We start from the raw sequence: 18,884 nt of genomic DNA, 5'->3' as shown, positions 1-18,884 counted from the left end.
AAATCCTGTCCGATCAAAGATGAATTTACTGAAATTACATTAAAATTGCTTAAAAAACCGATACAATTGCAAAGAATACTACCAGTAAACACTATCCAGTAAAATCATAAAAGACATCCCCAGTATTATAGAGGATATCACCAATACCCATTCTTTTCTATTGACCCGAAAAATACCTGTAATCAAAGTAGATGCCAACAAAAACAACACCACAATAACTACTTGCCCCACTTCCAGGCCTAAGTTAAAAGCCAATAAAGGAGTGAAAATGGATTGCTCTTTACCCAGTAATGTTCTCAAATAATTGGAAAAACCAAGGCCATGTATTAAGCCGAAACAAAGGGCAAATAAATAATTGACCTGAACTCCCCTTCCTGAAGAAGATTTAGGTTTAAAGACATTTACCAATGCAGTAATGGCTATGGTTACCGGGATCAAAAATTCCACCAAATCTGTATTCACTCGAATCACATTCAATGTGGCAAGAGCCAAGGTCAAGGAATGACCTATAGTAAAGGCGGTAACCAACACAAGGATTCTTCCCCAATCCTTTATCATGTATACAACGGCCAAGGCCAAAACAAAAAGAATATGATCAAAACCTTTAAGATCCAAAATATGCTGGATACCCAGATTAAAATACAACTGAAATTGGTTCATAAGAATTAGGCGATTTATTTACTTTAGGTTTTAAAATTTTGTTGTAATATTAACGCATTATTCGCACATAATTAAAAAACAACCTCTATTAATGCTTGTAATTCAACTATTCTTAGTTCTGTTTTCTTTCGAATTGGAAGCCCACCCCTTTTATATCAGTCTCACCGACATGGTTTATAACAATGAACGGCAGCGGATAGAAATTGCTCAAAAGATTTTTTGGAATGATATGGAGGTGGCACTTTCCAATGCCTCAGGCCACCAGGTAAATTTTCTTCGCCCTGAAAAACCGGAAGAATTGGAGAAAATAATTGAAACATATATACTGCTTCATAATAAAGTGGAGGTCAATGGAGAGGTTGTAAAACTCAGCTACCTGGGTCACGAAATAGAAGAAGATGCTGCTTGGTTTTATTTAGAGTCTGAAGAGTTAAAAGCACCACATGAAGTGACTATTTTTAACTCCTTATTGGTAGAAGATTTCCCTACCCAACAAAACATTATCAATTTTTATAAAAACCGCAAACCAAAGAGCCTAATAACTAGAAAAGACAAAACCAGCGGTGTTTTAGAACTGGATTAAACAAAAAAAGTCACTCCCAATCTGAGAGTGACCTTTTTTAAGTTTAACAAATTATTCGTATCCGGGGTTTTGAACCAACTCGGTGTTGATATCCAATTCCCTCTGAGGGATTGGAAAAATGGTCTTGTTCTCTCCAGGCTTGGACTCATCAAAATAAGTGTCACCTTCAGGTCTTAGAGGTAAATTATTTCTCAAAAGATCCATCCTTCGATGACCTTCAAAAGCCAATTCCTTTCTTCTTTCTTCAAGGATTTGAGCTAAAAAGACTTCTTCACTATCAAAATCTCCTGCATTGAAAATATCAAGGCCTGCTCTTTCTCTTAACGCATTGATCAATTCCAAAGATTCATCATTGATCCCATTAAGTTGTGCCAAGGCCTCTGCCCTGTTAAGTACAACTTCTGTGGTCCTAATGATAGGGGAATTGTCAGAGTGGGTTACCACGTCAGGGAATTTTGTTGTATAGAGTAAAGATACACCTTCAGCATTTACATTTTCCTTGGAAAGTGCTGTTAACCTTTCATCGGTTTCAGCGTAGGCATCCAATAGGTAGTCAGAAAAAGGAGCATCACCCCTTCCACCGTCTTCGGCAGAATTGTAGTAAGAACCCCAACCACCTGAGCCGGTTCTTCCATTATCAATTTCAGAATTCTGGATTGAAAACACATATTCGCTATTGTTTTCACCCCAAAAGTTGTAATTGCTAGCAAGACCGTATATATCATCAGCATCTAATACAGCTTTGGCTTTCTCTGCGGCCAATTGCCACTCTCCTCTATAAAGGTGAATTCTGGAAAGCAATGCATTGGCAGCTCCTTTTGTGGCCCTTCCTCTAGTGAAGGCAGAAGTAGCATAGGTATCTGGCAAATCGGCAATGATATCATTAAGTTCATTGATAATAAAAGCATGAACCTCCCCTACCGTATTTCTTGAGTAACTTGTGATTTCACCTGAAAAAGCATCTGTTACAATAGGAATACCTAAGGCATTTTCCCCACCGATATTTACTGGCTGTGCATAAAGGTTAACCAATTGAAACATCAATAAAGAACGCATGAATTTTGCTTCCGCCACAAACTGGTTTCTTTCCTCTGTAGTGAGGGTTTCATCCGGAGAGTCAGGTGTAAATGCTACGACAGCATTGGCTGCTAAGATTGCACGGTAGTGTGCTCTCCATAAATCTCTGAGGGTTGCGTTATCTGCCTGAGTGGTATAGATACTGATTTCCTGTAGTGTAGGAAAAGAACCTATAAACCTTACATTGTCAGACTGGAAATCGGCAATCACCTGTGGCAAAGAACCAAACACTTCCCATTCCTGGGTTAAAGAATAAACACCTAATAATGAACCCTCTACTGATTGCTTATCAGCAAATGCGAGCTCTGTTGAAAGGGATTGTTGGGGATCTATGTCAAGATTCTCGCAAGAGAAAAGACTTCCCAACAAGCCTATAAATAATATTGTTTTTAAATTTTTCATCTTAAAGCTTTTTTAGAATCCTAATGAAACACCCAAAGTGAATGATTTTGCCTGCGCAGGAGTAAAGAAAGATTCACCCTGAATTTGGTTATCGCTTCCATTTCCGCTGATTTCAGGCTCTAGACCTTCTTCAAGATCTGAGAATGTTAGCAAGTTTTGCGCCATTCCATATATTCTAGCACTTCTAAATACCTTTGTTCTTTCAAGAATTTCAGCAGGAACATTGTATGTAAGCGATAGGTTTCTAAGTCGGATATGATCCCCTTTTCTTATGTGAATCGTAGACCTTTGTCCAAAATTAGATTGGGTGGTTCCACCTAGACGTGGAGCAAAACTATTTGGATTGTCTTCTGTCCAATAATCCAACAGTTGAGGGTCCAAGTTAAAGGAGTTCAGGTTGTTTGGATTATACAAAAACCTAAGGTCATCATACATGATATAATTTCCTTGAGTAAAAGTAAACAAGGCAGATAGATCAAATCCTTTGTATGAGAATGTATTGGTCAATCCACCGGAAATTCTTGGAATCGCCGAACCGATTATTTCCCTATTGTTGGTACTGTAGGTGGATGTTGATTCTCCATCTCCATTCAGCCATTCTGCTTCTCCTGTTTCAGGATTAATTCCATTGTATCTTACCAGGTAAAAGGTATTTACTGAATAACCTTCAATGGCCCTTTGACTGGAAGAACCTTGAACAAATCGTCTTCCTTCATTGTCTTCAGAAGCTCCCGGAAGTTCCAATACTTCATTTTCAAGGAAACCAACATTTAAAATTGTTCTCCACTCAAAACCGGAGCTTTGAACATTAAGAGAGTTAATCATTAGATCTATCCCTCTATTTCTCATAGACCCGGCATTTTGCGCATAACTAGCATAACCTGTAGTGTACGGGATTGGAACATCCAATAATAACCCTGTGGTACGTTTGTTCCAAACAGATGCTTCAACATCAAGTTTATTGTTGAACATGGTAGCATATAAAGTAAAGTCAAATTGAGCAGACTCTTCCCATCCAAGTGTAGGGTTGGCCGGCTGACTTGGGTAAATACCCGGGCTACCTGCATAGTCACCTAAACTTCCTGCTTGATACAAGCCTAACGAAGCGAAATTATCTACGCGATCATTTCCTGCTGTACCATAACTTGCATTGATTTTAAGAAAATCTAAGAAGCTGTTGTTTTGCAAAAATTTCTCTTCAGAAAGTACCCATCCACCGGATAGTGCCCAGAAGTTACCATAACGATTATCTCTTCCAAATCGAGAAGATCCATCTCTTCTTGCACTACCTTCAAATAACAATTTGTCTTTGAATCTGTAATTCACCCTAGCAAAATAAGATGCCAGTCTCCATCCTGTACCTGTTGCACTTGTGATGGTAGGAGTAGCAGCAGAAGCTACGTTTGGTAATTTATCACTGACAAATCCTGATCCTTCTACTGTCATGCTGCTAAAGTCAGACTGTTCGTAAGAATACCCTAAAAGGGTACCAAAATAATGGCTATCTCCAAAATATTTCTGATAATTTAGCGTATTAGTACTCAACCATTTATAGTCTTGAATAATCCTCTTGTATCCTTCCCCTGTAGGCTCAATGATGTCAGGGTAACGCATGGTCTCCTCTGTCTGGATCTGATCAATTCCCCAGTCTGTTTTAAAAGTCAAGTCAGGAAGTATATCAAACTCAAAGTAAGTATTTGCAGTAGTTCTTCTCGTGATATAATCGGTCTTTGCCAAATCAGCAAGTGCAAGTAAGTTAGGGATGAACCCCAGTCTTGTATAATTACCATTATCATCAAATGGCTGACTGTAAGGCAAATGCAAAAATGCTGATGTTAAAGGAGCAAAAGTACTATTGTCGGAATTAATCCTGTCATTATAAGTCTTTGCCAAGCCAACATTTGCTCCAAATCTTGCTTTGTCTGAGAACTTATGCGTCATGTTTAACCTTCCGTTAAACCTATCCAATTCATTTCCTAATGCATAAGTGTCTTGCATAAAGTAGGTACCTGAAATAAAATAAGTGGTATTTTCACTTCCTCCCGATGCACTTACATTTAAGTTGGAAATTTTTCCTTGTTCGATAACTGCATCAGGCCAATCAAAGCCTGTTTGAGGAAAGCTGCTTGCAGGATCTCCGGTTCTTGCAGAACGGTATTGATTGTATTGGTCTAAAGACATGTAAGGCCTTACGGTAGTGGGAGATTGAACCCCTCTGTAGAAATCAACGTTGATTTGTGATTTACCGCTAGTTCCTTTTTTTGTCTTAATTAAAATCACCCCATTAGCACCCCTAGAACCGTAAATAGCTACAGCAGAAGCATCTTTTAAAACAGAAATGGACTCAATTTCATTTGGATTTAGCTCCATCAATGGGTTAAGTGTTACCGCTCCAGATTCATTGGCATAATCTCCACTACTTCCATCATTCAATGGAACTCCATCTACTACAAATAAGGGAGATCCTCCTGCTGTTAGAGATGCTACACCTCTAATTCGGATATTTTGTTGCGCACCCCCTACACCAGAGGTTCCGGTCAACTGAACACCAGCAGCTTGCCCTTGAAGAGCCTCTTGAGCTGTAAAAATCGGCATCCGTTCGATTTGAGAGTTGTCCAAACTGGAAATACTTTGAACGGACATTTTTGCAGATTGTGTACCGTAGCCAACAACTACGACTTCTCCCAATGTTTTAACATCAGGAGTCAAAAACACATCAATTTGACTTTGGTTATCAATCATCTTTTCTTGGGTTTCAAACCCAACAAAGCTAAAAGACAATACGTTTGATCCTTCAGGAATCGATAAAGAGTAAGTCCCATCAATATCAGTAATGGTACCCACCATCGTTCCTTTTACGCTTACATTCACTCCAGGTATCCCATTTGGCTCATCCTCAGAAGTAACCGTACCGGTTACGTTTCTGCTTTGAGCCATTACTGAGATTACCGCCAACACAGAAAATGCTAAGCTAAGTAAAACTCGCTTCATAGTAAATAATAGATTAAGGTTTTTTAACAATGTTTATAATGCAAATTTCCATCAATTTATTAATAAATAAAAATTTTAATTATCCGATAGTACAAACCTCCAACCTAAATATTTTGTAAAAAACTGCTCACACAAAAAATTATTATTTGATGTAAAATGTAAAATATAATAATATTATTTATTTGTTATTTTTTCTTTACCAATACCACCTAATATAACTTTTAAATTACTCAATATAATTATAGTAATTCAAAAAGATATTTGACCGTTTGTGTAAATTTTATTTTATTTTGTCATAGTATAAATTAATATTATATTTTTTGGTATGTATGTTTTTATAAAGAACAATTTATTGACTTGCCAAATCAGGTAGATTTTTAAAAAAATTAAGATTCAAAATAAAATAAGCGTATCGATTCAATAGTCCAAATAAAATTTTTTTTTTAGTTTTGAAAAATAGTTAAAAAAACCTCAGATTTATTTAGCGATTAGCCACGAAAGGAATAATAAAATATCAATTTTTTAAATTTATATCAGCAATCTTTACCCATAGCCCATTCACTTTTTTTAGCAACGAAACTTGATGGACCTGAATGGATTCTTTAATTGCTGCATTCTTCACACATTCCATTACCTCATCAAACTGACCTTTTTTAAAATCCTTAAAAGCCACAGTAAGGTGAGGGTGAAAATTGGTATCGCTTAGCTCGAGATGTTTTTTTAAATTTCTTTTAAAGAAACGAATAAGACCCTGCTGAAAAAGCATTAACTCCGGAGGGTACCTGACCTTTAAAAAAGAAACACGATTTCCAAAAGCCCCCACCCCTCTAAGGCTCAACGGGAAAGTTTTCTCTTTTGCAATATAACCTTGTAATAATTTAATCAATTCCCCTTCTTTCTTTTCATTATGAACAAAGGGCATTTTTAATGTTATATGAGGCGGAGACTTTAAGGCATATTTTAAGCCAAAGGATTCATACAACTGCTCCTTCAATTGCGTAATTTTTTGACAAACCGATTCATCAGGCACGATTGCTAACAAATACTTTTCTATTTTTCTGGACATCTTTTTTCTTGTATTAAAATTAGCAACACTTACTCTTAAAAATTATAGGTCTCCAGCTCACTTCATAAACACAAAGTACAATCCGAAAGAGCTATAAATGGAACACCTATGCAAATCCTCGGGCAAAGTTTAGGCACCAATTGAATTTAAATTTTATTATTTGAAGGAAAACTTCTTTTAAAGAAGCAATCAAAAAGTTAAATTCATAAAAAATTACCATATACACAATTTACAAAGCAAATCGGATTAAAAGGCACAGTCAATGAAGCAATTCAAAAAAGTGATGGTTGGCTTGGATCTATCTCAGTTAGATGAGGTATTGATTTCCAACATTAAAATATTTGTCCCAATTTTAGATATAGAAAAAGTTTACTTCATTCATTTTTCTAAAAGTCTAATACTACCAGAAGAAGTTACCGCAGCTTACCCGGACCTAATGGCTCCAATGGATGAAACCATCGAGAGTCAAATTCAATATGAAATTGATAAAAGCAAACCTGCTTTAGACTTTAATTATGAAATCATTGTTAAGGAAGGAAATGCACAGGAAAGCATGCTGCGCTGGTGTAATATCAAAGAGACAGACCTTTTAATATTGGGAAGAAAAAAAGGTAAAACTCCTTCGGACTCATTGGTCAAAAACTTATCACAAAAATATCCTAGACCAGTTCTTTTACTTCCTGAAACACCTCCAAGCGGGGAAATTAATAGTATTTTGCTTCCAATAGATTTTTCAAATCATTCAAAGGTAAGCATCCAAATAGCCCTGGAGGTCAGTAAAAAGACCAATGCTGCCATCCAATGTTGCCATATGTATGAGGTTCCAAGTGGCTACAGTAAAACAGGTAAATCTTTTGATGAGTTTGCTAAAATCATGCTCGAAAACAGTAAAAAAGATTTTCAAAAATTTCTTAAGGAAAATAATTTACCTGATCTGCTTTGTACTTTTATCCTTAATAACAAAAAAGATGAGGCAGAAAACATTCTTGAATTTGCCAACTCCATTCAAACAGACCTTTTGATTGTTGGAAGTAGGGGAAGATCTAAATCTGCAGCCGTATTGTTGGGAAGTGTTGCAGAAAAATTGGTAAATAACAACCAAAACATCCCTATGCTGGTAATGAAAGAAAAAGGAGAGAATATGAGCTTTCTTGAAGCACTATTGAAATTATAAGGCTACCCATTGGCAAACCAACTCCAGAAATCCTTATCCTTTAATTTCGACAAGGCGGCTTATTTCGCTAATAAGCAGTCTCACCGGTTCTAAACATCTGATTTAAGGTCTGTAAGACAATTTTAACATCTAATAAAAAACTCCAGTTTCTAACATAAAAATAATCTAATTTCACTCTAGATTTGATTTGCCAGTGGTTAATAATCTCTCCGCGGTAACCCAATACTTGTGCCAAGCCTGTAATACCGGGCTTGATACAGTGCCTGTTATTGTATTTCTCTAATCTTTGTTTGAAATCTTCATTCATTGGAACTGTATGGGGTCTTGGTCCCACCACAGACATGTCATTTTTCAATACATTGATAAACTGCGGCAATTCATCCATTGAAAACCTACGCAATAATTTACCTACCCTGGTCACTCTAGGGTCGTGTCTAGAAGCTTGCAAGGTGTCTGAAAAAGGATTTTTATACATCGTACGAAATTTAATGCAAGTAAACTCTTTATTGTTTACCCCTGTTCTTTGTTGAAAGAAAAACACAGGACCTTTGGATTCTAACTTGATCAAAAAAGCAATAATTGGCATTAACCAACTTAAAATGAAAAATATGGCAAATAAAGAGAAAACCACATCAAAAACTCTTTTGAAAATTTGATTACCCAACCTATCCAACGGTATCTCATTGAGGTTCACGACAACAAATTGACCATAACTACTAAATGTCAATTTTTTATTCCTCTGTAAAGCCGGGCCGGGTATAATCTTAACTTTAAAATGATTTTCATCTGCATGGTCTACTATTCTTTTAATAAGATGATCGGACATGTTCTGGCTAAGATAAACGATATCCAAAGAACCTATTTCAAATGATCTAAAAAAAGAATCAAAGCCTCCAAGCACTTGCTCGTCTTTAATCTGATCATCATAGAAGCCGAGTAATTTAATTCCATATGCCTTGTTATTTTCCAAGGCTCGAGCCAATTGACAACTCCATTCATCTTTACCCAGAATTACAGCTTTGCGATAATTTCTTCCACTCATTCTATAACGTCGCAAAGCCATATGAACAACCAACCTAATAAAACCTACGATAAATAAGGCTAGAGGATATTGGTAAAAATCTATTTTGTCAGTCTCAAAAAAACTCAAATGCTCTCGCAAAATAAAGAAAAGCAAAACTACCCACACATAGGTAACAAGGAATTGCTTTAAGGTGTCCCAATAGGTGGATGTTCGAGAAAGTTTATAGTCTTTCCTTACCCAAACTACAATCACCCATATTGTTCCTAATAACCCTAAATCAAATAAAAATTCGGTAAAAAAAAGCGATGTCTGGAACTGTATTAAGACTAGAAGTCCCAGTACCAAAACAATAACCAAAAGCTCTAGTGCGATAAACAGCCAAGGGAAATATCTATAAAAGCGTTTTGCCATGAATACTCTTCAAAAAAACATTAAAAAACTAACACTTATTCAAAATTAAGAAAGACCAAAATCTCTTATGGCCCCTTATCAACTTATTAGGATCAATTGATCAGAAAGTAAAAATACTATAAAAATGAGCACATACCGCAGATTTTCCGCTATTATTAATTAATGATGTATTGCCAATAATAGCGTATAATTTAATTATTAAGAATTTCGCTTAAAGTTGTGACTCCACAAGTAGTAGGTTTCTGAACTTTTGCGTCCTAAGGCCTTAGCGAGGGAAAGGAATAAAATAAACCTTAAAGACTTTTCGCAAAACTACTTTTCACCATTTGAAAAATGCTTGATTGGAAAAACGGTCTGTAAACTATGGCATATTGATACAAGAGAAAAATCACGACAAAAAAAACCGGAATAAATCCGGTATATTTTTTTAAAGGTAAATCTTGATTACAATATATTTCAGGCTAAATCAACTATTAATCAATGACCTAAATCGTTTGATTAATAGTTGATTTCTACTAAATTCTCTTTAATTTTTCTTTTACACAAGGACTTAAACAATGCTTCATATTCATCAGTCACCACTTCCCAATTGTATTTATCAGTCAAGCCTTCTCTAGAGTGCTTTCTTAAATTTTCAACTTCCTCAGGTAAATTTTCAGCCCGCTCTGTAATTCCTGTTACGGAAGCTGCATTTTTCTGAAAATACCATCCATACTTACCTTGTTGAAGCATTTCTTGATTGAATCGAGTATCTAAGGCGAGAATGGCACATCCATAGCCCAAAGCTTTTAGCATGGCGGGGTTTGTTCCTCCATATTCATGCCCGTGATAATAAGCAAAGCAATTGTGATACAAGGCAGCCAACTGCTCTTGATCCCGTACATACCCGGTAAATACCAATCTTTTATCATCAATTCTCTTCATCATCTGGGCAAACTTATCATGGTACGGAACATCCCCAACAATCACCAGCTTTCGCTTAGATTTGGACTTCACAAAACCTTCAACAATTAAGTCAGCATTATTGTCTGGAATTAAGCGGCCAACTATTAAGAAATAGGACTCTTTTTGAAGACCCCATTCTTCAATTAAGCTGCTATCAGATGACAATCTTGGATTGGCGCCATAGGCAATCATTTTAGATGGAGCATTAAATTTCTCCAAATAAATTTTCTCCATCTCATCCGAATCAGTGATTAACTGATCATAAAGCTTAGTAGCAAGTCTGGATGCAAACAAATAATATCTTGCTCCCAATCCTTTCCACTTGGGCCTCAACCATTCTAAACCATCTACATTTATTGTGGATGGTTTTCCGAACAGTTTAGTAAGAATTCCAAAGGGTCCATTGGCACTATTCACTACAAAAACTACATCCACTTTTGAAAAACAAACGTGGAGCATGGAGAGTAAAGAATTGGTCAATTGACTTAGGGACTTCGTTTCTACGCACGGTATATAAACCAAGTTGATCCCATTAACCTTTTTCGGTTGTTTTTCAAACAATGGTGCATGACAATAAATGGTAACTTCTATTCCTCTTTGCACCAACCGTTCGCCCATTTCTTTTACAAAAGTTTCGTAACCTCCGTAAACGTAAGGATACCCTCTTGTCCCTATTATGGCAACATGCAACGGCTTGTTGTTTTTTGACATACTCTATTTATTTACTTCTCAAGAAAAAATATTCAAAATTTCCTGTCTATATTTAGACAAGGAAAAATTCCCCACAACGCTTTTTCTAGCCTCTCTGCCTATTTTATTTATTTGGCTTTTATTATTAATCAAATCACCAATAATAGCAGCGGATTCCGATGCCTTATCTAAAGGGATATGGAAACCTGTTTTTCCATGATCGATCATCTCCAAGGCTCCGCCCTGAGCTGTAGCTACTACCGGCTTTGCAGCAGCCATGGCTTCTAAAATTACTGTAGGAAATGGGTCCGGTAATATGGATGGAAGAATAAAAATATCCATAGTAGCCAAAACATCGGATATATCTTTTCTAAAACCTAAATTATAAATTCTATTGCTAAATTGTTTTTCCAAAATCCTTTGTTCTAACCCTTCAAACAAATGTTCCTCTCCGGGAAATGCATCACCAATTAAAAGAAAATATAAATTTAAAAACTTTTTATTTAATTCTTCTGAAATTTCCAAAAAGTATTCTTGCCCCTTCCAACTGTTTACTCTCCCAATCATACCTATTACGATCGCCTCTTCGGGAATTCCTAACTCTTTTCGCAAACCCACAGATTGGCAAAGGTAAGGATTATAATCTATCCCATTATAAATCAATTGCAGTTTATTTCCACTTACATAGTTTACCCAATGCTTTTTTACTGCTTCCGATACTACTAAAACTCTTTCAGAATTGTATTGCACCAGTTTTCCCATCCATAGTGAAAAAAATTTGGGCTTCACAATTATCTCATGAAGATGCCAGATGTGCGTATAGCCCTTAAATCTAGAAAGGTACGCTCCAACCCACACTGCTGCAGTATTGGAGTATATATGAGTGATATTTTCAGCTTTTGCGAGTGCTCCAAGTTGCTTGTAGGCTTTATAGGTAACTTTAACCCTATTCATCAAACCCCTCACATTAAAATACTTGCGCCTAATGATCCCAAGCCTTATCAACTTCACCTTCACCCCTTGCTTTTTTAACTCATCAGCGAGTGGCCCATCCTCAGATAAAACGACAATGACATAGACCCCGCTTTCCTTTAAAATAGATGCTGTAAACAAAAATATTTTGCTAGCTCCATATAGGTCGGATGACCCATGCAACATCATCACTCGCTTCGGCTTAGATTTACTCTTCATTTATAATTATTATTCTCGATGGTTTGAGCTGTAATCGCTACGATCTACTTATAAATTATTGCTCCAAAATATAATCGAAAGCAAGTTGACTTGGAACACATTTGTTTGGCGTCCCTATATATCAAATCGGACACTTAAATCTCATCTTGATTTGATCAATTTTGCAGGATTTCCTCCAACAATGCTGAAGGGCGGCACATCTCTGGTAACAATACTCCCAGCAGCGACCACTGATCCCTTTCCAATGGTGACTCCTGCTAATATCACGGCATTGGAAGCTATCCAGCAATCATCCTCAATCTTTACAAATGATCGCTTTACCCCTTGTTCTATCATGGGCAATTCAGAATCTGCAAAAATATGATTCTCTGCATAAATACTAACCCTGGGCGACATCATTACATTATCCCCAATCTCGATATATCCCGAACAACCAATGTAGGCATAGGGGCCTATACTTGAATTGGTCCCTACCTTTAGCCCCATCCCTAGCTCACCTCCATAAAGGTTGGTGGGTCGAATAATGGCATAGCTTCCTACGGTTACCTTGTCTCCGAAAACAATGCCTTTTTGGGAAAGACAATTTATTTCACAATGATCCTGAGCTACAAAATTTCGCCCTACTTTAAAGCTACCTACCTGTCTGATGGTAACCCCCTTCCCCACCAATAACATCCCTTTGGAAGACTTCATCCGCAGTCTCAAAAACAAACCCCGCAACCACCATATCCCCATTCTCAGCAAAACCGAAAAGGTAGAGGCTTTATCCCAACCGGTTCCAAACCGATCAGAAAAGTCCAATCCTGAAATCTTTGAAATAAACTTTCCGGGTAAGCTACTCATTGGTAATACTATTAAAATAATCCGTCAAAGATAGTAAAAACTTCTGCCCTGTAAATAATGATAAGCGCTGATAGCCCAATTGCTTTAAAGATGTACGAAGTTGACTGTCCTCTGAGATTTTAAGCATCATGGCGCCAAAACTTTTTGCTTCAAACCTTTCACTTACCAAAACTGCATTACCTCCGACTTCTTTCAAAGCTCCTTGAGGACCAATCAAGACAGGTAATCCATAGGAAAATGCCTCCAAAACAGGCAGTCCAAACCCCTCATTTATAGAAGGAAAAACATAGGCTTCGGCAAATTTATAGTAGGTAGATAGCTGTTTATTGCTCAGGTATCCTGTGAAAACAACCTTCTCTTCTAATTGATGTTTTTTTACCAGAGACAAAATTCCATCGAAATCATCAAGAGCTTCTCTCGGCCCTCGCTGCCCTACTAATACGAGTGAATAGTCAGATTCCTTCCTTTCTAAAAAAACAGCAAAGGCTTCGATGAGCATCCTAAGATTTTTTCTCTTTTCCATCACACCTACATGCAGGAAATAGGGTGTGGGAAGTGGCGCCTGCTCATTTTCATCCTGATCTTTTATCTCTAAGTCCAAGCCGGTAGGTATGGCCGTAATTGAAGATGCTGGAAGATACTTCGCAACCGTGGTTTTGGCATAATGACTAACTGTTATTACTTTGGTTCCTAACTTAACACCGGTCAGTAAAAGAAAAAGATAAAACTTTCTCCATAACTTATTGTAATGTTCAGGAGTTTCCCAGAAAAATGCATCATGAATCACAGACACCCGCTTTCCTCTACTCCAGATTGGAGAAAGGATGTCAGGAGAAAAAACAATATCCGCTTTGTACCAAATGGAAAGAAGGGGTAAAACAAATAATTTATGCGAAAAATAGCGTAATTGAAACCAGAGATTTTTCCAACGCGCCGTCTTACCTTTAAACATTTTACTCTTATTGATACTTTCCTTGGAAGGGGTAATAATAAAAGTAAATGAATCCCCCTTATACCTTTCGATTTGGATCAAAAGGTTATCTGTATAAGTTTTTATACCTGTCTGCGCCAGATGTTGAAAAAAAATATCCACAAGGACAACCTTCTTTTCTTTCTTTTTCATAGCAAAGGTTGAGAAAGATTGGCCTTAGACGTTTCTACTTTAGAAAATATCCGGTTGTATTCAGCTAAGGTGTAACCCATCATCCACCAGGTAGTCAGGGACACATAGGTGTACAATTCTGCATTTGCGGTAAACAATGGAAGCAATAGGCCAAACTTAGTAGAAGCAGTCACAAAAGCAATGCGGGCTGCATTTCGATTTTCAGTATTTCTAAAAACCATTAAACTCTTATAAATACCAAAACTCAGAATAGCGATATATAAGAACATGCCAAGCACTCCCAATTGAACGCCATAAATCAAAAATTGATTTTCCCCTCCCACACGTACTTCATCAGTCACACTGCCTGTATTTCCACTCATGGCTAGCCCTATCCCTTCAGGATTGCTTATGATAGAATCCAAAGCTAGAAACCACTCCACCAAATGACCTACGCTAGAGGCATTTTGGAAAGTAAGTGTATCATAAATAAAATAATAAAATTCATCGGTGGCAAAAAACAAAACGTAAGTGGTCATACAAACAAAAATTGCGAAACCTAAGCCTAATAGTTTATAAAGTCTAAACACCAGGGCAATAAAAACCAACATTACAAAAAAAGCTCCAAATGCTGCTCTTGAGGCTGTCATCATCAAACTACCGAAAGCAGCCAACATCACAACCACGTACATCCAGCTCTCTGCTCTTTTGTTGCTTAAATACCAAATCAATCCTGTGGAAAATGCAAGCAAACAGGAACTGGCAAGCTCCAAGGGATCAGAAAAGAAAGAAGCCAACCGCATGCCGGAAGTCTGCGTTTCAAAGGTCCAAGACAAACCGTAGTTACCCGTAGGCTCTATGCCGTTTACCGCGAAATTAAACAATGCATAACCGGAAACCTGTTGAAAATGCAAGCCTAAAACTTTTTCTACAATATTTAAAAGGAATGCTGCAAGCGCAATTAGCATAATCAAGCCAAAAAGCCTGCTAATAGAGGCTGAACCCATCCCTGAGTTTCTTCCTAAAAAATAAAACAGTGGAATCAGTAGAATTCCTTTGAGGTACAATAACTTACTCAGAAAAGTCGCTGCTCCTAAGGGTAAAAACAAATACAATGTGGACAAGACCGTAAAAGCAATAAACAATTTGTCCACTAAATTAAGGCGAATAGAATAATTCCAAATATTCCTCTGGTAGAAAACAAATCCCAAAAGCGCTAAAAAAAGTATTAATTCTTTGATGTATTGGAAAAATGCTACTACCAACTCAGAACCTGTGGCTTGGTAAACAATGCTGAGGATGGAGGTATAAAAAGGCAAATAAAGCACCATGAAGAATAAGATATAATCCCAATCTCCCTTAAAGGCGATTTTTTCCACGGTAATAAATAGCAGTAGAAATACATAAACTACAACAATAATGAACGGTAGCAGCCCTATCATTTATTTATTCCCAATGGGGTTTTCAATCCTTCCTTTATTCCTTTTATCACTGCTTTACTTTTATTATGCCGTCCTTTTAGTGTAAAATAAAGTATAAATAGCCCAAATTTACCAAAGTGGAATGGCCATGCCAGCCATTGCTTGGGGCCAACACAATATTTTCTGAGCTGAAAAACCTGATTTCTTACATTCAGAAAATGAACTTTAGGATCTAAAAAACCCTCCACTCCTTTGGTTTCGCTTTTTGAAGCGGCTCCGGCTTCATGATAAACAATTGACCGGGGATGAACTTTGAGTTTAAAACCTTGACTCCTCATTCGTAAAGACCAATCAACATCTTCAAAATAGGCGAAATAATTATCATCCAGTAAGCCTACTTTTTCAAGAACGGCAGACCTGACCAAAATCGCACAACCACTGATCCATTCTGTCAAATAAGGCTGATCACTTTCAATCTGATAATTTGTTTGTGAATAACCCAACCAAGCATGGTAATTACCTCCTGCATTCCAAATTTCATCCTTCGCCCCTAAATAATAGATCAGGGGTTGGATGGCAGCCAATTTCTCCGAGCCCTTCATTTCTTCAATCAATTGTTCCAAAAATCCGGGTAAAACTTGGGTATCATTATTTAGCAACAATACAAAACCATAACCTTTCTCTAAAGCATATTGGATTCCCCTGTTATTTCCACCTGTAAAACCTTGATTTACCTTATTAAGAATAAGGTGAGCCTTGGGGAATTGTTCTTTAATATTGGGTATGGAGCCATCACTTGAGCCATTGTCCACAATGATTAAGTCATTTTCCGAATAACCCGCATCCAACAGGGATTTTACGCATAATTGGGTATACTCCCAACCGTTCCAATTAAGAATAACTATGGCTACTGAATACTGCACGATAAAATTGAGATACGGTGGAAGGCTCCTTCCTTCTTAAAAGAAGGGTTGTGACTATAAATATAATTACTTCAGTAGAAATTAAGGCAATGGCAAGCCCCACTCCCCCATAAAATTCTGTAAGGTAGAAGGAAGTTATTAACATATAAACTGAAAAAAACCAGGTAGAGTGAAAAAGCACTTTCTTCTGTTCTGTTACCAATATCATTAACATATTGCCCAGGTTAAGGCCTGATGCCAGGGGTATAAACGATAAAATCTTTAGGAAAAGCACGGCATTGTCCAATGCTTCACCGGCAATCAGTTGGATGATAAAAGGAGCTGTGAATTGCACCCCAAGTATGATCACTAAGCCTAGGGCTATGGTTGCCAATTCTACTTTAGCGAGAAAGGAGAAAAAATTTTCCCTTTCTTCATAATATAAAATGCTAGCTCTAGGAAATACCGCCTGACTAATCAATACAGGCGCCATCCTTAACACCATAGCTATTCGCTCCGCTATACTGTAAGGTCCCAAAACGGCGGCAGAAGCAAAGAAGCTTAATATTATTAATCCACCATTAATGGCTATATGTGAAGCAAGGCTTGAAAGAAATAATAATAAATTTGCTCTTAAAGACTGGATAATCTGATAAAATTTGGGCCTAACCAGATGGATTTTCATTCCGTAATGAATAAAAATCAGCAAACCTATATTCCCTGCCAATGCCGTTAAACCTAGAAAAAAGTTGGCCAAATAACTGTCATCTGCATTTTGTACCCACCAAACAATTAGTAGCAAATACGTAATTTTGGTTACGACATTAATGACAGACACCCATTGCAAGCGTTCTTTCCCTTGAAAGAACCAAACGCTGGCAGTGGCCTCACTAAACAATAAAACCGTGGACCACCATAAGATCAAGAAAAAATCTTCGAAGAAGCCAAGTACAAAACCCAGCAATCCAAGGATGACAAGTGAAGTGAAGGCAAGGAAAAGCTTGCTCCAAAGAATTTCAGAAACCTTATGACTTAAGGCAGATAAATTGCCTTGGTTGAGGGCTACACTTTTTGGGGCACTTAAACTATAACCAAAACCTACCAGAACATTTACTAATAAAATAACTGAAAAAGCCAGGTTGATACGTCCAAATTCCTCCACCCCCACAGCCCGAATCAACACAGGCATTGCAATGATTGAAACCAGAATATTTGAGGACTGGATTAGGAATAAAAATATTAAATTTAATAAAGATTTATGCCTTAATAATTGATAAAAAGAAAAAAAGGGCTTATCCGACATGTTTAAAAGGAATACTCAAGATTTGAGATGTGTCACATAGAGCGTGTTCAAGTATATCCAAACAAACCCTAAAACAAAGCATATAAATGCTCCAAGAACAATTCCTATTTTAAGTTTTATTTCAGCCCGCTCTAGCGGATACCGAGGTTGATCTATTATTTGAATTAAAGGTGTATTGTTTCTGTCATTAATTTTAGCAATCTCAAGATTTTTCACAATCTCTTCATAAACAGCGGCAGATGCCTGTATGTCTACTTGTATACTTTTTGAGGGCACCATACCTTCTTGCAGCAATGGGTTGGGGTTTGGCACCCTATCTTGAAAATTGGCCAAGGCTTTTATTTTACTGTCCAACACCTTTCTAACACTATCCGATTGGTGTTGTAAAACCCTAACATTCTCCGAGGTTTTTTTTGTCTTAGCTTTAAGGTAAAATTCATTCACTGTTGCCACTAGGTTTTCATTGAAGCTTTTTGAAAAGGCTTGGTCTTTACTGGCGATCGTCACTTTGATAATGTTAAGTTTTCGATCCGGTTTTTCTACTATTAAATTACTTTTCTTTATCTCTTTCACCACCTCTTTCAATACACTGTCTTGCTGAATAGAAAAGTTGGCCTGTGGCAAGGAAAAATCAATCTTACTGAAATCTACATCATCCTCCCATTTCTCTTCCAATTCATTAAAATAGATGTATCGGTCTATCAGCAATTCACCAGCGTTTTGATTAGAAACAGAATCAAAAGGTTTCAGTAAAGTTTTACTAAGCATGGACTCTGATTTATAAAGTTCCATAATATTATCTCCGGTAAACAGCCCACTTTCTCCACCTATGGAACCAATATTAATGCCTAGCATGGAGGCAAGACCGGAAATATTGCCCATCCCCCCCATTCCGGATTGTTCAAGCACAAAGGTGGTATCAGCATGATAAATGGGCTTTTTTAAGACCGATACTATGGCTCCTAAGACAGCACCAACGAGGGCAAATGCCATCAATAACTTCCACTTTTTTTTGTACACCACAATCCAGCTTTGAAAGCGTAACACCAACTCTTTAAGTGTGATTTTATCAGATAAAATGTGTTGATTCTCCCCCATA

The 18,884-nt window shown here is 37.1% G+C and carries 15 protein-coding genes; 2 read left to right on the top strand and 13 right to left on the bottom strand.

All coding sequences use genetic code 11. From position 1 onward, the window contains the following. Nucleotides 1-78: 78 nt before the first annotated feature. Nucleotides 79-660, bottom strand: coding sequence for a HupE/UreJ family protein (locus tag ACYVHJ_RS21275; protein WP_339900850.1), 582 nt, complete (start codon nt 658-660; stop codon nt 79-81). A 91-nt stretch (nt 661-751) separates the two neighbouring features. Between ACYVHJ_RS21275 and ACYVHJ_RS21270 the strand changes: the two genes are divergently transcribed. Continuing rightward, nucleotides 752-1,243, top strand: coding sequence for a DUF6702 family protein (locus tag ACYVHJ_RS21270; RefSeq protein ID WP_460519022.1), 492 nt, complete (start codon nt 752-754; stop codon nt 1,241-1,243). Between the two features lie 51 nt (nt 1,244-1,294). On the opposite strand, the gene ACYVHJ_RS21265 is transcribed toward ACYVHJ_RS21270, so the two are convergent. From ACYVHJ_RS21265 to ACYVHJ_RS21255, 3 genes are all read right to left on the bottom strand, one after another. Then, nucleotides 1,295-2,722, bottom strand: a complete 1,428-nt coding sequence (locus ACYVHJ_RS21265; RefSeq protein WP_460519019.1) for a RagB/SusD family nutrient uptake outer membrane protein — start codon at nt 2,720-2,722, stop codon at nt 1,295-1,297. A 12-nt stretch (nt 2,723-2,734) separates the two neighbouring features. Next, nucleotides 2,735-5,713 (bottom strand): SusC/RagA family TonB-linked outer membrane protein, encoded by a 2,979-nt coding sequence (locus ACYVHJ_RS21260; protein ID WP_460519016.1) that lies wholly within the window; start codon nt 5,711-5,713, stop codon nt 2,735-2,737. A gap of 514 nt (nt 5,714-6,227) precedes the next feature. Then, a complete protein-coding gene (locus ACYVHJ_RS21255) occupies nt 6,228-6,779 on the bottom strand; it encodes a 2'-5' RNA ligase family protein (RefSeq protein WP_339900843.1) in 552 nt (183 codons plus the stop codon). A gap of 262 nt (nt 6,780-7,041) precedes the next feature. Between ACYVHJ_RS21255 and ACYVHJ_RS21250 the strand changes: the two genes are divergently transcribed. Continuing rightward, entirely contained in the window at nt 7,042-7,953 is a 912-nt protein-coding gene (locus ACYVHJ_RS21250) for a universal stress protein (protein ID WP_339900842.1), read from the top strand. 67 nt (nt 7,954-8,020) lie between these two features. On the opposite strand, the gene ACYVHJ_RS21245 is transcribed toward ACYVHJ_RS21250, so the two are convergent. The 9 genes from ACYVHJ_RS21245 to ACYVHJ_RS21205 form a co-directional block, all read right to left on the bottom strand. Further along, nucleotides 8,021-9,388: an exopolysaccharide biosynthesis polyprenyl glycosylphosphotransferase gene (locus tag ACYVHJ_RS21245; RefSeq protein ID WP_339900840.1), complete on the bottom strand. Its 1,368-nt coding sequence runs from the start codon at nt 9,386-9,388 to the stop codon at nt 8,021-8,023. 498 nt (nt 9,389-9,886) lie between these two features. Then, nucleotides 9,887-11,044, bottom strand: a complete 1,158-nt coding sequence (locus ACYVHJ_RS21240; RefSeq protein WP_460519010.1) for a glycosyltransferase family protein — start codon at nt 11,042-11,044, stop codon at nt 9,887-9,889. A gap of 18 nt (nt 11,045-11,062) precedes the next feature. Further along, the gene (locus ACYVHJ_RS21235) at nt 11,063-12,214 is read right to left on the bottom strand and encodes a glycosyltransferase family 4 protein (RefSeq protein WP_339900837.1); all 1,152 of its coding nucleotides are present in this window, start codon (nt 12,212-12,214) and stop codon (nt 11,063-11,065) included. 141 nt (nt 12,215-12,355) lie between these two features. Next, the gene (locus ACYVHJ_RS21230; RefSeq protein ID WP_460519007.1) at nt 12,356-13,057 is read right to left on the bottom strand and encodes an acyltransferase; all 702 of its coding nucleotides are present in this window, start codon (nt 13,055-13,057) and stop codon (nt 12,356-12,358) included. Beyond that, nucleotides 13,050-14,180: a glycosyltransferase family 4 protein gene (locus tag ACYVHJ_RS21225; protein WP_460519004.1), complete on the bottom strand. Its 1,131-nt coding sequence runs from the start codon at nt 14,178-14,180 to the stop codon at nt 13,050-13,052. Before ACYVHJ_RS21225 ends, ACYVHJ_RS21230 begins: the two co-directional genes overlap by 8 nt. Then, nucleotides 14,177-15,601, bottom strand: a complete 1,425-nt coding sequence (locus ACYVHJ_RS21220; protein WP_460519000.1) for an O-antigen ligase domain-containing protein — start codon at nt 15,599-15,601, stop codon at nt 14,177-14,179. Before ACYVHJ_RS21220 ends, ACYVHJ_RS21225 begins: the two co-directional genes overlap by 4 nt. Continuing rightward, nucleotides 15,598-16,503: a glycosyltransferase family 2 protein gene (locus ACYVHJ_RS21215; protein WP_460518997.1), complete on the bottom strand. Its 906-nt coding sequence runs from the start codon at nt 16,501-16,503 to the stop codon at nt 15,598-15,600. The genes ACYVHJ_RS21220 and ACYVHJ_RS21215 overlap by 4 nt, the downstream gene beginning before the upstream one ends. After that, on the bottom strand, nt 16,472-17,785 hold the full coding sequence (locus ACYVHJ_RS21210) for an oligosaccharide flippase family protein (protein WP_460518994.1): 1,314 nt from the start codon (nt 17,783-17,785) through the stop codon (nt 16,472-16,474). Before ACYVHJ_RS21210 ends, ACYVHJ_RS21215 begins: the two co-directional genes overlap by 32 nt. Nucleotides 17,786-17,800: 15 nt before the next feature. Next, nucleotides 17,801-18,883, bottom strand: a complete 1,083-nt coding sequence (locus ACYVHJ_RS21205; protein ID WP_460518991.1) for a GumC domain-containing protein — start codon at nt 18,881-18,883, stop codon at nt 17,801-17,803. Between the last annotated feature and the right edge of the window lies 1 nt (nt 18,884).

The organism is Cyclobacterium sediminis (assembly GCF_054781075.1).
Note: the sequence above shows the minus strand (reverse complement) of the source record. Positions and strands in the feature narration are given on the sequence as shown.

Bases quoted from the DNA above. Each gene is read 5' to 3' on its own strand.
- ACYVHJ_RS21275 (WP_339900850.1), bottom strand. From the start codon at position 660: ATGAACCAATTTCAGTTGTATTTTAATCTGGGTATCCAGCATATTTTG.
- ACYVHJ_RS21255 (WP_339900843.1), bottom strand. From the start codon at position 6,779: ATGTCCAGAAAAATAGAAAAGTATTTGTTAGCAATCGTGCCTGATGAA.
- ACYVHJ_RS21205 (WP_460518991.1), bottom strand. From the start codon at position 18,883: ATGGGGGAGAATCAACACATTTTATCTGATAAAATCACACTTAAAGAG.
- ACYVHJ_RS21265 (WP_460519019.1), bottom strand. From the start codon at position 2,722: ATGAAAAATTTAAAAACAATATTATTTATAGGCTTGTTGGGAAGTCTT.
- ACYVHJ_RS21230 (WP_460519007.1), bottom strand. From the start codon at position 13,057: ATGAGTAGCTTACCCGGAAAGTTTATTTCAAAGATTTCAGGATTGGAC.
- ACYVHJ_RS21250 (WP_339900842.1), top strand. From the start codon at position 7,042: ATGAAGCAATTCAAAAAAGTGATGGTTGGCTTGGATCTATCTCAGTTA.
- ACYVHJ_RS21235 (WP_339900837.1), bottom strand. From the start codon at position 12,214: ATGAAGAGTAAATCTAAGCCGAAGCGAGTGATGATGTTGCATGGGTCA.
- ACYVHJ_RS21210 (WP_460518994.1), bottom strand. From the start codon at position 17,785: ATGTCGGATAAGCCCTTTTTTTCTTTTTATCAATTATTAAGGCATAAA.
- ACYVHJ_RS21245 (WP_339900840.1), bottom strand. From the start codon at position 9,388: ATGGCAAAACGCTTTTATAGATATTTCCCTTGGCTGTTTATCGCACTA.
- ACYVHJ_RS21270 (WP_460519022.1), top strand. From the start codon at position 752: ATGCTTGTAATTCAACTATTCTTAGTTCTGTTTTCTTTCGAATTGGAA.
- ACYVHJ_RS21260 (WP_460519016.1), bottom strand. From the start codon at position 5,713: ATGAAGCGAGTTTTACTTAGCTTAGCATTTTCTGTGTTGGCGGTAATC.
- ACYVHJ_RS21240 (WP_460519010.1), bottom strand. From the start codon at position 11,044: ATGTCAAAAAACAACAAGCCGTTGCATGTTGCCATAATAGGGACAAGA.
- ACYVHJ_RS21225 (WP_460519004.1), bottom strand. From the start codon at position 14,180: ATGAAAAAGAAAGAAAAGAAGGTTGTCCTTGTGGATATTTTTTTTCAA.
- ACYVHJ_RS21220 (WP_460519000.1), bottom strand. From the start codon at position 15,601: ATGATAGGGCTGCTACCGTTCATTATTGTTGTAGTTTATGTATTTCTA.